At 62.4% G+C, this 14,373-nt stretch carries 10 protein-coding genes and 1 pseudogene; 9 read left to right on the forward strand and 2 right to left on the reverse strand.

Annotated features, from left to right (window positions below; genetic code table 11):
• Window positions 1-102: 102 nt before the first annotated feature.
• Window positions 103-840, reverse strand: a pseudogene (locus C3L37_RS05805) (hydantoinase/carbamoylase family amidase); the annotation flags it as partial.
• 846 nt (window positions 841-1,686) lie between these two features.
• Here C3L37_RS05805 and C3L37_RS05810 point away from each other — a divergent pair.
• Window positions 1,687-3,018, forward strand: a complete 1,332-nt coding sequence (locus C3L37_RS05810; RefSeq protein ID WP_129113679.1) for an amidohydrolase — start codon at window positions 1,687-1,689, stop codon at window positions 3,016-3,018.
• A gap of 130 nt (window positions 3,019-3,148) precedes the next feature.
• Here C3L37_RS05810 and C3L37_RS05815 read toward each other — a convergent pair whose 3' ends face one another.
• Window positions 3,149-4,171 (reverse strand): threonine ammonia-lyase, encoded by a 1,023-nt coding sequence (locus tag C3L37_RS05815; RefSeq protein WP_129113680.1) that lies wholly within the window; start codon window positions 4,169-4,171, stop codon window positions 3,149-3,151.
• A gap of 481 nt (window positions 4,172-4,652) precedes the next feature.
• Between C3L37_RS05815 and C3L37_RS05820 the strand changes: the two genes are divergently transcribed.
• The 8 genes from C3L37_RS05820 (at window position 4,653) to C3L37_RS05855 (ending at window position 14,307) form a co-directional block, all read left to right on the forward strand.
• On the forward strand, window positions 4,653-7,283 hold the full coding sequence (locus tag C3L37_RS05820; RefSeq protein WP_129113681.1) for an alkaline phosphatase PhoX: 2,631 nt from the start codon (window positions 4,653-4,655) through the stop codon (window positions 7,281-7,283).
• Between the two features lie 66 nt (window positions 7,284-7,349).
• Window positions 7,350-7,775, forward strand: coding sequence for a hypothetical protein (locus tag C3L37_RS05825; RefSeq protein WP_129113682.1), 426 nt, complete (start codon window positions 7,350-7,352; stop codon window positions 7,773-7,775).
• 81 nt (window positions 7,776-7,856) lie between these two features.
• On the forward strand, window positions 7,857-9,455 hold the full coding sequence (locus tag C3L37_RS05830; RefSeq protein WP_129113683.1) for a class I adenylate-forming enzyme family protein: 1,599 nt from the start codon (window positions 7,857-7,859) through the stop codon (window positions 9,453-9,455).
• A gap of 262 nt (window positions 9,456-9,717) precedes the next feature.
• Entirely contained in the window at window positions 9,718-10,062 is a 345-nt protein-coding gene (locus C3L37_RS05835; RefSeq protein WP_228546125.1) for an aldehyde dehydrogenase family protein, read from the forward strand.
• A gap of 151 nt (window positions 10,063-10,213) precedes the next feature.
• Window positions 10,214-11,386, forward strand: a complete 1,173-nt coding sequence (locus C3L37_RS05840; protein WP_394345778.1) for a M20 family metallopeptidase — start codon at window positions 10,214-10,216, stop codon at window positions 11,384-11,386.
• A 155-nt stretch (window positions 11,387-11,541) separates the two neighbouring features.
• Window positions 11,542-11,748 carry a hypothetical protein gene (locus C3L37_RS05845; RefSeq protein ID WP_129113684.1) on the forward strand — a complete coding sequence of 69 codons (207 nt, stop codon included), beginning with the start codon at window positions 11,542-11,544 and terminating at the stop codon, window positions 11,746-11,748.
• A complete protein-coding gene (locus C3L37_RS05850) occupies window positions 11,735-13,174 on the forward strand; it encodes a sodium:solute symporter family protein (RefSeq protein WP_129113685.1) in 1,440 nt (479 codons plus the stop codon). The genes C3L37_RS05845 and C3L37_RS05850 overlap by 14 nt, the downstream gene beginning before the upstream one ends.
• A gap of 41 nt (window positions 13,175-13,215) precedes the next feature.
• Entirely contained in the window at window positions 13,216-14,307 is a 1,092-nt protein-coding gene (locus tag C3L37_RS05855) for a C45 family autoproteolytic acyltransferase/hydolase (protein WP_129113686.1), read from the forward strand.
• The last annotated feature ends 66 nt before the right edge of the window (window positions 14,308-14,373 follow it).

The following is a 14,373-nucleotide window of genomic DNA, read 5'->3' on the forward strand; positions in this document are numbered from 1 at the left end:
CGTTCAAGATATACAATCATTTGCGGACGTTGAGCTAACACCTCTGAAGTTCGCTTTTCGGCGGAAATCCGGTTTGACGTGGGACAGAGCGGCGGTATTGGTTCACTCCATCGCAAGAGCGAGTACCGCGTTCGCTAGCGTGTCAGCCGCTGCATAACAGTCGTCCCAACTGGTGTACTCCTCTTCGCTGTGGCTTTTCCCGCGCTCGCTCACCGCGAACACCATGCCGGTGTCCATGAGATCGGTCATGTGCGTCGCATCGTGGCCAGCGCCGCTAACGATCCGCATTCCGTCGTACCCACGGGATGCGGCCGTCTGCTCGACAGCCGTAATACATCGATCAGAGAATTCGACCGAAGGGGCGCGCATTCGCTCCTCCCATTCCCAGTCTACTCCCTCTCGCTCGGCGGCACACTTGGCTTCCCGAAGCACGCGGTCGAACGCCTGCTCAATGACTTCGTCGGTCGGATCGCGAAATCCCCACGTAACAGTGACTTCTCCGGGGATCGTATTGATGGAGTTCGGGTGCGCCTCGATGTACCCAGCCGTACCGACAGTATGCTCACCGAGCATGCTCGGAATGCGGCGAATCTGGGTGATAACATCCGCCGCTGCTACGAGGGCATCGTGTCGATAGTGCATCGGTGTCGGCCCGCTGTGATCCGCTTCCCCGTGGAACGTGATTGCGCCCCATGTGAACCCGATGATGCCGGTGACGATGCCGACGTTTTTGTCGTTCTCTTCGAGGTAGGACCCCTGTTCGACGTGAAGTTCGAGATACGCGTCGTACTCGTCAGACGGTTCTGCGGCGGTTTCCCCCTTGTAGCCAATTCGTTCTAAGACGGCAAGACTACGAACCAAGGCCGATGGCACGGCCCGTGCGATTCGAGTAGGACGACCCCGGATGGTTGGCGGTACCACACGCTCCCGCGAGGGAAAGTCCCAAAGAAGCACACACCAGAGTACGCTCCCGGTTTAGCGGAAAGTCGCTTACGGTGGGGACGGCACTCGGGCCAGACCCCCCGTGTAAGGATTCCCGCGTCTTGAGGCGCGGGAGGATGTCAATCCGTTGTCTGGTGCGTCGGAGCAGAGGCGTTGTATTTGGAACATGTCAAGTCGATGGTTAAGTACTTACGTTCGTCTCCGCCACCCCAGGACTCATATCGCTTGCGACCGCAGTCATCTTCGCCATACCCCGACCAAGGTAGCGAACCTCGTATCCACGCACACGGAGTGTCACGCTCCCGCTACCCGGACGAACGAGACTGTTGACATCCTCCCCACCCTGAAGGGCGAGGATTCCCACGAGCGAAGGCCCGCTGAGTTGGGATGTTTAAGGTTCGCACACCGACGAGGTGCTGGCCATGCCAAGTGGCCGTTACTCCTATCCTCGAATCGGACGCTCCCACCGTTTCCGGCAGGGTACGAACGATTGTCGGCAGATTCGGAGGTACTTGGTTGTTTAGCGTCGGTACCCAACCTATCCCGAAGGGGTACCTTCGAGCATCGGTCGGGAAGTCCGATTTTGTCCGATTGTCCCGGTATGGGCGCGGACAGGCCGCGTCGGATAGGTATAGGACCGCACGGAGAGCACCTAAGACTATGCCACACACTGAAAGTAGACGATGACGGCGATTCATCCCCGCCCTTAAGGGCGAGGCTTTCTCGCCTGCAATTACGTAACCGATGACCGCTAACGCCCACATCCGCAACCGCTTGTCCGACCTTCGTCGTGAGTTTCACCGATATCCCGAGCCGGCGTGGCGGGAGTTCTACACCACTTGCCGACTCGCCGAGGAGATTGAACGCATTGGCGTCGACCAGCTCTACCTTGGCCGCACGGCGATGAATCCCGACGAGCGGCTGGCCGTGCCGGATTCCGCCCAGATCGCTGCGTGGCGCGATCGAGCCCGCGCGAACGGTGCCAGCCACGATCTGCTCGAACGCCTTACTGATTGTACCGGCGCCGTCGCGGTGCTCAACCGTGGTGACGGGCCAACCGTCGCCCTCCGCGTCGACATCGACGGTCTCCTGCGGGAGGAATCGACCGACGTGACGCACCGGCCTGCGTCCGAAGGATTTCGGTCCCGCCACGGTGGCGTGATGCACGCATGCGGTCACGACGCTCACATGGCCATCGGCCTCGGCGTGCTCGAAGCCGTAACCCAGAGCGACTTCTCCGGGACGTTCACGGTCTTCTTCCAGCCGGCGGAGGAGAAAGCCGGAGGCGGTCGACCGATGGCGAAAAGCGAACACATCGAGGATGTCGACTATCTCTTCGTGGTCCATGTCGGTCTCGATCACCCGACCGGCGAGGTGGTCGCGGGGATGATCGAACCGCTGGCGGTCAGCAACCTAATCGCGACATTCCGAGAGGAGTCGGTCCACGCCGGTCGTGCGCCGAACGAAGTCCGGAATGCGATCCAAGCCCTCGGCACCGCGGTCCAGAGCGTCTACTCCATCCCGCGACACGCCGATGGGACGTCCAGGGTCAACATAGGGCGGGTCGAGGGGGGAACGACGCCGAATGCGCTGGGGGAACCAATCGAAGTGAAAGCCGAGGTTCGCGGCGAGACGACGGAGTTGATGGGGTACGCGAAAGGAGAGTTCGAGAACGCCGTCGCTGCCGCCGCCGACATGCATGGGTGCGATGCCGACGTGACTATTGAAGGGCAAGCACCGCGCGCCGACAGCGATCCCGAGTTGGCCGCCCTGGTTAGCGCGGCTGCGCGAGGCCATCCGGCCGTCAACCGTGTCGTCGACGAAACGCGGTTCGGCGCGAGTGAGGATGCGACCTATCTAATGCGCGAAGTTCAGGCGCATGGCGGTCTGGCGACATACGCCATCGTCGGCACGGATCATCCGACCGGCCACCACACGGCCACGTTCGACGTCGACGAGGCGTCGCTCCCGATCGCGGTCGACGTACTGACCGAGGCGGTGCTCTCGGCGGTTTCTCGCGACGTGCTCGGCCGCGACGATGTTCACGCGCGGTCGTCTGCCGTCGATCTCGAGTGAAATGGCCCTCTCAGACTCTTCGTTCGAGTCCCCACGACGCGCCGTTCGTTCGTCGGCGACGATGTCGCTCCGATGGCGTCGTCGCGCGCCGCGCCCGCTCGAATTCGGACGATCGCCCCACCGGACGGAGTTATCGGTTGGCGAGTATCTCTCGGAGCTTCTCCGCTGAGAGGTTACTCCCCGAAATCGGCAGTACGACGGTCTTCCCGGCGAGCGTATCGCCCAGTTGGAGCGCCGCGGCGACGCTGGTTGCGGCGGCCCCTTCGGCTAACACTGAATCGTCGACGAGGAGTTGGCGGATCGCAGCCCGAAGATCGTCGTCTTCGACGAGCACCATCTCGGTCAGGTGCTCTCGCATGATCCCGAGCGGCAGCGCGAACGGCGTTCGCGTTTTGATTCCCTCGGCGAACGTGTCGGCGCGGTCTTGGAGTTCGATGATCCCTTCGCTCCACGCCCGGTAAACCGCATCCGCCCCCGCCGCCTGAACGCCGACGACGTCGGCCCCGAGGAGCTTGCTGACGGTGAGCGCGTACGCTGCGGCACTGCTCCCGCCTCCGACGGGATTTATCACGACATCCACGTCGGGACAGTCCTCCATCACTTCCAGACCGGCGCTCGCGCGCCCGGCGATCAGGTGCGGTTCGTTTCCGCCATGGACGTATCGGTATCCTTTCTCGGCCGCCTCCCGCTCGGCGTGCTCACGGGCCTCGTCGACGTCCTGGCCATGCCGGACGACGGTCGCCCCAAGTCGTTTCATTCCATCGATCTTGGTCGGGTTCTCCAACGTTTCGGGGACGACGACGACGGCCGAAACATCGAACTCGCGGGCGGCGGTCGCCATCCCCTGGCCGTGATTCCCCATACTGGACGTGATGAGCCCCCTCTCGCGGAACTCCCGATTGAGGTTCGCGACGAGATTGTAAAATCCGCGAATTTTGAACGAACCCGTTGGCAGCACGTCCTCACGCTTGAGGTAGACGTCGGCGTCGAGATCCGCCGAGAGACTCTCGCTACGCACCAACGGGGTTCGCGGAAGATACCGTCGAACGATTCTCTGCGCCTCGTAGATCTCTCGGGTTGTTGGCGGGGTCAAACTGTGATAGGAGAAAATCGTCGTTTCGTCGGGAGATTCGACCGGTTCGTACGGCGACATTGGTGACCGTATGCGCGCGGGTGTGTTAAGTTCCCACGGTGGGACCCTATCTCCCACCCGTTGGCTGAACTCTTGACCCCACGACGAAGGCATCCGTACAACCTCTGCTCGATCATAACGACAGATGCACGGTTTCGTAATTACCAAGGCCCTGTTTTTCCGAGATCGGCGACCAAATCGTCAGGCGGTGTGCCAGGGGGTGCAGATTACCCCCTGGCGCCGAAGAAAAAGCCGTGTCCTCGTCGAATTCCCGCGCGGTGGCGAGAGTCGACTCTCAGACGAGTGCGTAGCCGACGCGGATGAAGCGCGTGACAGTACGGAACCGAACTACGACAAGTACGTTTCGGCGGGACTCCCTTCGCCCACTTATTTATTCAACATTACGTTACTATCTAAAATCATGACAATATCGTTTAGATAACTGTTTATATAATAAGAATAATACTAGAAATGTATCATGGAATTTACCAGACGAAATCTGATGGAAACGTCGATAGCCGCCGCGCTCGGTGCCAGCGTAGCCGGCGTGGCGAGCGCGGAACACGCTGAGGAAGTCGACGAGTCGGATACACCCGGTGCGCCGAGCGTCAAGGGGGATCTCAAGCGGTTCTCGACGACGGCGTTCGGCGCCGAGGTGACCGGCCCGTTCGTCTTCGAAAACGGGGGGCTGCTGTACAGCCTCCAGCACCCGAGCGAGGAAAACCCCGAGCCGTACAACAGGGCGGGAATTGGCTACTTCAGCGGCTTTCAGTTCGACTTAGATGGTGACAACGACGACTTCACGGAAGTGTCGACGCCCCAGACGAGGGACGAGCAGAGCGTCGTTCGCTCCGGCAACGGCGAGTACGTGCTCCTCGCCCAATCGAGAGAATCGATAAACGGCGGAACGGAGCGGCTCGGAGTCACCCAGACGCCGGACGGCACCGATATCACGACGGACGAGTTCGCGGGTACGCAGTACGGCGACGCGGCGACCAACCCCGACTGCAACCAGTTCGTGGCGACGAACGACGAGGGAACCGAGGGCTACCTCTTTACGAACTGGGAGAACAGTCCCGGGAACGTCTCCCGAATCCCGATCACCCAGTCTGAGGACGGCGAGTGGGAGGCTGACCTCGACAACGCGATCAACCTCGCGAACACCGAGCCGCTCCGCGACCTCGGCGGGACGCGGATCAACTGCTACGGCAACCTCACGCCGTGGAACACGATGGTCTCCTCTGAGGAGAACTACGCGCACCCACGCGTCTCCCTCACGCACACAGTGAGCGACATCATCGAAGCCGGCTCTGGCGAAGGGATGATCGGTGCGTGCCAGTTCTGGAACCGACCGAACCCGAGCGAGATCGTCGACGCGATCGACGAGTACTACGACGAGTCGTTTATCCCTCAGGGAGACTGGGCGCTGACGGGCGTCGAGTTCCTCGCATATTACCTCGGTGCCAAGCCGGTCGATCAGGCCGACGACGAGACGAACGACACGACCCCCATCGGCGACGTCTACCCGAACCCGTACCGGTACGGCTACCACGTCGACTTCCGCGAACCAGCTGCGGACGTCCCCGAGCCGATCAAGTACTACGTGATGGGCCGCGCCTCGTGGGAAGCGCCGGACTTCCTGGGCGACGAGCGCACCGTCTACGGCTGCTCGGACGGCGACAGCAAGGGTATCTACAAGTTCGTCGCCGATGAGCCGATCCCGGGCTACGAGGACCCGATGGACCTCGAGGGAACCCTCTATGCCCCCAAGATAACCAACGACGCGGCGTCCGTCGCCGATTCCGGCGAGCGGAACTCCCCGGCGGACGTGAACCTCGAAATCGAGTGGATCGAACTCGGTCATGCGAGTAACGCGGAAATCGATCGGTGGATCGCCACGTACGACGACGTCACCCAGGTGCACTACCTCGAAACCCACGCCGAAACCGACTGGCGGGACGACCTCGAAACCGCGCTCGAAGAGGCTGATCGGGAGGTCATCAAGAACGGCAACCGGAACTACGTCACCAATGAGGAGATCGTCGAGTGGGCCGAGCAGTTCGAGAGCCGCGGCCCGCGGGGCGTCGACGAGGACCTCCGCAAAGTACCGTTCCTCGAAACCCGTGCGGCGGCGAAGGAGATCGGCGCGTCGATCGAGTTCAACAAAGCCGAGGGCGTCGACAGCATCGACGGCGCCGGCCCCGGCGACTTCGTCTACTTCGGCATCTCCGAGTTCAACGACGACATGGCCGACGACACGGGCGACATTCAGATGGATCGCGTCGACGGCGGCGTCGTCTACCGCGGCGAACTCGAACTGGACTACAACGTCTCGACGCTCGAACCGGTCATCGTCGGCCCCGACTTCACCGACTCGCCCGCGGACGCGGACGACGCGCTCCGCAACGTGGACAACGTCTACGTGATGGACGACGGCCGCGTGCTCTGCTGCGAGGACGGCTTCGGCGGTCCCGCACGATCGTATCCCAACGACGGCCTGTACGTCTACCAGCCGAACGTGCTGGTCGACGTCGACTCCACGGCCGTGGATCTCGGCGGCACCGCAAGCACGGATCTGACGGCGTCGTTCCTGCCGGCCGGCGTCTCCGGCGGCTGCGTTACCGTCACCGTCTCCGATCCAGCGGTGGCGTCGATCACCGACGTCTCCTTCTCGGACGAGCTGACGGTCACGGAGAGCTCCGTCGCCGCGGACGGCTCGGCCGCGACGCTCCGGTTCGCCGACGTGGGGCAGGCCCTCCAGCCCGGCGCGATGAACGTCGTCCTCGCGTCGCTCGACGTGCGCGCCAGGCGCCCGGGAACGACCGAACTCGCGGTCGAAATCCACGATATGGATGACGAGGACGGCGACGCGATCGACGCCGAGGCGCGGTCGGGAACAATCGTGACCGGCCCGCCCGCGGTCGACGGCGATGGCGCACCCACCGATCCCGACGGCGACGGTCGCTACGAGGACGTAAACGGGGACGGCGAGGTTGACGGCGAGGATGTCGACGCGCTGTTCGAAAACTTCGGTTCGGAGGGAGTCAGCGAGAACGAAGACGCGTACGACTTCAACGGGAACGGCCGTCTCGACTACGACGATGTGGTGAGCCTCTCCGAGGAACTCGAGTAACGTAGGCCGCCGACCGGCGTACCGCGCAACGTCTTCGAATAATACCAGACAAGCCACATCCGACACATGTCCCGATCCGAGAATCAGAGCACGAACGGGCGGAACGAATCGACGTTCCGCGAGTACATCCTCGGCGTTCGAATCGTCGAGTGCACGTCGCGATCCGGTGACGTAGTCTACCGGTTCGAAGCGCCGCAGCACCGGGGTCTCGCGTTCGACGATCCCGACCTCGCGGAGCTGTACGCCGATGTCTACTTCGACGTCAACGGCTTCGAGGAGGCCGGCACGGGTGAGCGAGGCGTCCCGCCGGCGATCATCCAGGCCGGACGAGACACGCTGGCCGCGTATTTCCTCACGCAGCCGCACACAGACGTCTACTGGGTCGCTTCGTTCTACGGGGAGAAATCCGAGAAAATCAGGCGGTACGTCTCGCGGGTTCGCAAACGCGCAGAAGGCATCCGACGGGGCGCAACAGAGCGCGGTATCGAGTGAGGAGAATCAGAGATGTCACCTAAGAGTCATTTCAGCCGAAAAGTCTTAGTCCGGACTTCTCGAAGTCCTCCTCGATCGATTATGAAGGTCGAGATGCTGACGACGGACTTCCTCGACCGCGCCGTCGACCTGTACGACGACGTCGTCGGAGTGGTCGCTCACGACGGGACGAAGTACACCTACGCCGAATTCGGAGAGCGCGTGAACCAGGTGTCGAACGCGCTGCTCGAGATGGGCGTCGGGCGGGGGGATCGCGTGGCGTTGCTCGCACCGAACACCCACTACTTCCTGGAGTCCCTCTACGGGACCAATCAGATCGGCGCGGTGTTCGTCCCGATGAACTACCTGCTCACGCCGGACGACTTCGAATACATTTTGAACGACTGCGAGGCGAAAGCCGTCATCGCGGATTACGACTACGCGGAGAACGTCGAGGCCGTCCGTGACCGGGTCCCCGTGGAACACTTCGTCGGGTATCGAAACGACAACATACAGGGCGACTGGCGCGACTACGACGAATGGCTCGCAGCGCAACCGACCGAGGCTCCCGAACGTCCCATCATCAGCGAAGACGATGACGCTTCCATCAACTACACCTCCGGGACGACGGGCGATCCGAAAGGGGTTGTGCGGACCCACCGGACGGAACACTGGCACGCGATCGTTCTGAACCACCACATGGAGATTCAGGACGACGACACCTACCTGTGGACGCTCCCGATGTTCCACTGCAACGGCTGGGGGCACACCTACGCCATCACCGGAACAGGCGGAACCCACGTCTGCCAGCGAACCTTTGACGCCGTCGAGACGTTCCGTCGCGTGCGCGAGTACGATGTCTCGTTCCTGTGCGGGGCACCGACCGTGCTCAACCGACTCATCGCCCATTTCGAAGAGAACCCGGACATTGAGACGATGGGCGACCGCGACGTGCGCATCGCGACCGCCGGGAGCGCCCCCGCAACGGCGACCATCACCACCGTCGAGGACGAAATTGGCTGGCGTATCATCCATATCTATGGACTCACCGAGACGGCGCCCATCATCACGACGTCGAACTCCCCGCGACGGCTCGCCCAGCACGGGCGAGATCTCAAGGTCGCGCAGGGAAGCGAGACGCTTTGTACCGACATCCGCGTCGTCGACCGCGACGGGAACGACGTTCCCCGCGATGGCGAGGTGGTGGGGGAGATCGTCGTGAAGGGCAACCAGGTGATGGACCGGTATCTGAACAAAGAAGAGGTGACCGACGAGGCGTTCAACGCGAAGCTCCCGGGCTATTTCCACACCGGTGACCTCGCGACCATCGACGGCGATGGGATGGTCTCCATTCAAGACCGTGAGAAGGACATCATCATCTCCGGCGGGGAGAACGTCTCCTCCATCGAAGTCGAAGACGTCCTCTACGACCACCCGGACATCGCGAAAGCGGCCGTCATCCCGACGCCCAGTGAAGAGTGGGGCGAGGCCGTCACCGCGCTCGTCGTGAAGAAATCCGATGCGGAGCTTACCATTGACAACGTGAGGGAGTTCGCGGGCGAGCGCCTGGCCCGTTATAAGATCCCGAAAGAGGTCGCGTTCGTCGACGATCTCCCCGAAACCGCCACCGGTAAGGTCCAGAAGTATCAGCTCCGCCAGGAGTACTGGGAAGACGAAGAGCGCCTCATCGGACAGGGATGAGGGGCGATCAGCGATGGACCGCCCCAACTCCGCGTTCTCATCGACCACCGCCAGTCAAAGCGTTTACAGAAATTCGAGGAGAAAGCCCATGACTGTCGTCGTAGGATGAATACGACATTGTTAATATTTATGAACTATTTGTATGGGACGGTAGGGATGGGTAGAACCGAACCGACCCGAACGCCTCTGGAGACTGAGACCGCGTTGCCGCCTGTTGCGGTGACAGTCCTGTCGTGGACTGAGGAAGCCCACGACTGTAGTCGTGGGAAACTATCACGACCTTGCGACCGGAGAGCCCTTCACGGAAATCACGGTCGGGACCGAGGTCGACGTCGGGGCTGCGGTGGCCGCGGCCCGCGCTGCCTTCGAGTCGTGGCGCGAGACGCCCCCTCACGAGCGCGGGCGGATCGTCCACGGGATCGGCGAACTCATCGCTGAGCACGCCGCAGAGCATACGGCCATCGAGAGCAAAGGCCAAGGGAAGCCGCTGTCGCAGGTTCGAAGCGACGTGCGCGCCGCTGACCGGTACTTCGAATACTTCGCGGGGTGGCTGACAAGCTTGAGGGATGGAGCGTCCCGTGGGACCACATTAGGTGGACTTCACTAACGGAACCGTTTCCGTTAAGACCTCGATTCGAGGGAAATATTCCGAAAAGTCCTATTGCAACTGTATTCTATTCATAGCTTCGTCGGTTCCATTGAATACTATCAATCAAGCATCAATATGATTTTTCACGGGAGACAGGATATGGGTGCACATGGCTAACATGGACTCCGTGGAAGAGTTGACGTCGCTCATCGCCGATCTGGTGGCCATCGAAACCGAGAATCCGCCGGGCAACGAGCGCGCGTGCGCAGCGTACATCAGCGAGTGGTTCGCCGAGCGCGGAATCGAAGCGTCACTCGTAGACGACCCCCACCCGGACCGGCCGCAGGTCGGCGTCCGCGTCGGCGAAGGCGATCCCACGCTCGTTCTAAACGGTCACATCGACGTCGTGCCGGCGGGGGATGCCGATCGATGGACCCACGATCCCTACAGCGCCGCCGTCGACGATGGGTGTCTGTACGGCCGGGGGAGCGTGGACATGAAAACGGGGGTCGCGATCGGGATGCTGGCGACCGCAGAGTTGGCCGACGAGATCAAGTCGGGCGAGCTCCAGGGATCCGTTGTCTTCCACGCCGCCGTCGGTGAGGAGACCGCCGAGCCGGGGACGAAGACCCTGCTGGAACGGGGCTACGACGGCGATTACGGCGTCGTGCTCGAGCCGACCGAGATGCGAACCGCGACGAGCGAGAAAGGCCTTGCGTGGTACAGAATCACCGTCGGGGGCGACCCCTCCCACGCGAGCCGTCCCGATCAAGGCGAAAACGCGATCCAGCGCGCACGGCCAGTGCTCGATGCGCTCGCTGACTACGACGAAGAGGTGCGGACGCGTACGGACGATCTCGTCGGGCGGGCGTACGCCACGGTGACGATGATCGAGGCGGGGACGAAGGAGAACGTGGTCCCCGGACGGGCAACCATCACGGTCGACCGTCGGTTCCTCCCGGACGAGAACGTGCGGGACATCGACACAGAGATAGACGAGCTTCTCGCCGAGGTCGCCGCCGAGCACGGTATCGAGGGATCGTGGGAGCGTACCAGGACGTACGAGTCGGCCGCAATCGACGCGGATAGCGCTCTGGCGGCGGTCTTTCGACGTCACTCGGCGACGGTCGCGGACGTTTCGACCGATCCATGGGGCGTGAATGCGTCGACCGACGTCCGCAACTTCGTGAATGACGCCGATATCGAGGCCATTACCTGGGGACCGGGTGACCTCTCGCAGGCCCACACGTACAATGAGCATGTCAACCTGTCAGCCGCCGCAGACGGCCTCGATGCGCTCCGCGGTGCGGCACGCGAGGTACTCGACGGTACTCTGGAGTAGGTGTGCCGACCGTCGAGCGTCGGGCGGATGATTCTCTAGAATTATATACGGTTCTACGCGGGAGTTCTAGATATTTTCCCATTTTAAAAGGAATATAGAGGAACCTGTTTCGTGAACACAAATATATTTATGAGTCATTACGTCGAGGCCCACATATGACAGCATTTGGCATGCCCGACTCGATGTTCCTGGTGTTCGTCGCAACACTTCTCGCGGGGAGCGTAGGAGCGATTCACTACGTGGTCGTTCACGTGCTACTCGGCAGACCCGTGAACGAAGGTACTAAGGACGGTACGATAGAGGGGACCGACCCCCTACAGGACGGCGTGACCGACGGAGGATCGACCGATGGCGGACGTTAATCCGTTCTACCTCGGCGCGTTCGCTGTGTACCTTCTCATCGTGCTCGGCATCGGGGTCTGGGGGTACACGAAAACCTCGGACGTCATGGACTTTTGGGCGTTCGGTCAGGAGATGGGACCGTGGCTGGCGACCTGGTCGTTCGTCGCGAACTTCGTGAGTGCGGTCAGCGTCATCGGCTTCATCGGAGCGGTTTACGGTGAAGGGTACACGCTGATGACGCACACCATCTTCGGATTAATGCTCGGAACGAGCGGGCTCTACTTCGCGGTCGACCGGGTTCGGAACCTCGATCTGCTCACGTTCCCGGACATCATCGCCAGCGTAACCGGCTACGAGGTCGCCCGGCCCATCGCGGGCGCGGTCCTGCTCGGCAACGGATGGCTGTACCTGGTTATGCAGCTCGTCGGCGCGAGCCTCCTCGTCACCGCCATCACCGGAGTCCCCTACGAGTACATGGTCTGGGTCATCGGTATCGTGTTTATCGTCTACACCGTGCTCGGCGGGCTCGTAAGCGTCGCGTGGACCGATTTCCTGCAGGGAACGGTGATGGTTGGAGCCGTGTTGCTCGCGCTCGGGTACATGATATTCGACTTCGGCGGTTTCACCGCGATCAACCAGCAGTTTGCCGCACTCGACTCCGCGTACGTCCACCCCACAGGCGAGGGTGCGTACACCGCTATCGGAATCATCGCGACCATCGTCGCCTTCTTCGGGACGATATTTACCGAGCAGAACAACATCGTCCGTATCGCCGCGACAAGGGACGTTAGGACGGCGAAGCTCCACCTCGCGGCATCCGGCGTTATCCTCTCGATATTCTACTCGGCGCTCGTCATTCTCGGCGGCGCGACGACCGTCGCCCTCACCACCTCGGGGCTGGCCGTCGACAATGTGGACAGCGCGTTCCCCGTCTTAATCACCGACTACGTGCCCACAGGCGTCGGGATCATCATTATTCTCGCGGTCATGAGCGCAATCCTCTCGACGACGGACACGCGGCTCCACTCGACCGGCATCACCACTGCGCGCGATATCTACAGCTACTTCCGACCAGACTCCAGCGACGATTCCCAGCTTCGGGTCTCCCGGATAGCGACCATCGCCTTCGGTATCACGGCGACCGCGGCGGCGGTCAATCCACCGGGGACCATCATCGAACTCTACAATTTCCGCGCGGTTCTGCTGACGAGCGCGTTCCTCATCCCAGTCTACCTGGGGCTCTACTGGGCCGGACTGAGCGCGCGGGCCATCCTCGCATCCATCGTCACCGGCGCGACACTCGGCGTCGGGACCGAGATCGCGGGCGGTCTGTTCGGCGTCCCATCCACCTTCATCGGGGTCGGCGCGGCAACGCTCGTCCTCATCGTCGGCCACTTCCTCCTCTCGGACACCGAACCGAAGGGCGGTACGATGGCGGGCGACTGACGGCCGACCACGCGAACCCACACACTGATCCCCCCTTCACCATGAGTGAACTACCCCACATCGCGCTCTCTGGAACGGCGTACGAACGTGGCGTCGTCCACGGCGAAACGTTCGCCGACGAGATACGGAAGAACGTTTCAGTGTACCTTGACCGGTTCGAGCACCACGGTGCGTCTGAGGAAACCGTGCGCGAACGGGCCGCAGACTTCCTCCCGCGCATCGAGGAGTGGCACCCCGAATACGCCGAGGAACTGCGAGGCGTCGCCGAGGGGAGCGGCGTCCCCGACGTACTGGTTGCGCTCCTCAACGTCCGATATGAGGTCCTCTACGCCGCCTACTCGGACGAGAGCGCCGGTATCGACGGCTGCACTAGCTTCGGTCTCCTGCCGGAGGCGACCGCCGACGGCCACGCGTACGTCGGGCAGAATTGGGACTGGGCCGCGCCCATCGCGGACACGCTCATCGTCACAGAAGTCCGACGCGACGACGGACCGGACCACCTCGCGGTGACCGAAGCCGGAATCGTCGGTGGGAAGATGGGCGTCAACGAACGCGGCATCGGGCTCGCCGTAAACGGTCTCGTCTCGCCCAACGACGGCGATCGTCCCTTCAGAAAGCCGTTCCACATCCGCTGCCGAGAGGTACTCAACGCGGGACGGTTCGACGCCGCGCTCGAGGCGCTCGTTTCGTCGTCGCGGGTCTGTTCGGCGAACTTCGTCGTCGGCCACGCCGATGGCGAGGTGATAAACGTCGAGACGTCGCCGGATCGAACCGGATACGTCTACCCAAGCAACGGGATCGTCGCCCACGCGAACCACTTCGTCACCGACGGTTTCGAAAGCCGCATGGAGCGTCAGCTGCCGGATACGCTTTACCGGGCCTCCCGGCTCCGACGCCCGTTCGAACGGCGGTCTGGGGACGTCGATCTCGGTACTGTCGAGTCGGCGCTTCGCGATCACTTCGGCCATCCGGCGAGTATCTGCCGACACGTCGACGATGGTGCTCACCCGCTGGACGCTACGCAAACCGATACGAGTGTGATCGTGGATCTGACGGATCGGACGATCCGCGCCACGCGCGGGCCGCCCTGCGAGGCCGCCTACGCGACCTATCGACTAGAGCGAACGGCGTGATGAACCATCTCGACCGCGAGCGGTCCGTCGCGGTGACGAACGAGGGTGAACGGTTCGTTTTGACAT

Source organism: Halegenticoccus tardaugens, from assembly GCF_004116405.1.
Taxonomy (GTDB): Archaea; Halobacteriota; Halobacteria; order Halobacteriales; family Haloferacaceae; genus Halegenticoccus; species Halegenticoccus tardaugens.

Excerpts from the sequence above, each read along its gene's own strand:
- C3L37_RS05830 (WP_129113683.1), top strand. The coding sequence starts at position 7,857 with ATGAAGGTCGAGATGCTGACGACGGACTTCCTCGACCGCGCCGTCGAC.
- C3L37_RS05845 (WP_129113684.1), top strand. The coding sequence starts at position 11,542 with ATGACAGCATTTGGCATGCCCGACTCGATGTTCCTGGTGTTCGTCGCA.
- C3L37_RS05850 (WP_129113685.1), top strand. The coding sequence starts at position 11,735 with ATGGCGGACGTTAATCCGTTCTACCTCGGCGCGTTCGCTGTGTACCTT.
- C3L37_RS05825 (WP_129113682.1), top strand. The coding sequence starts at position 7,350 with ATGTCCCGATCCGAGAATCAGAGCACGAACGGGCGGAACGAATCGACG.
- C3L37_RS05840 (WP_394345778.1), top strand. The coding sequence starts at position 10,214 with ATGGCTAACATGGACTCCGTGGAAGAGTTGACGTCGCTCATCGCCGAT.
- C3L37_RS05855 (WP_129113686.1), top strand. The coding sequence starts at position 13,216 with ATGAGTGAACTACCCCACATCGCGCTCTCTGGAACGGCGTACGAACGT.
- C3L37_RS05820 (WP_129113681.1), top strand. The coding sequence starts at position 4,653 with ATGGAAACGTCGATAGCCGCCGCGCTCGGTGCCAGCGTAGCCGGCGTG.
- C3L37_RS05815 (WP_129113680.1), bottom strand. The coding sequence starts at position 4,171 with ATGTCGCCGTACGAACCGGTCGAATCTCCCGACGAAACGACGATTTTC.
- C3L37_RS05810 (WP_129113679.1), top strand. The coding sequence starts at position 1,687 with ATGACCGCTAACGCCCACATCCGCAACCGCTTGTCCGACCTTCGTCGT.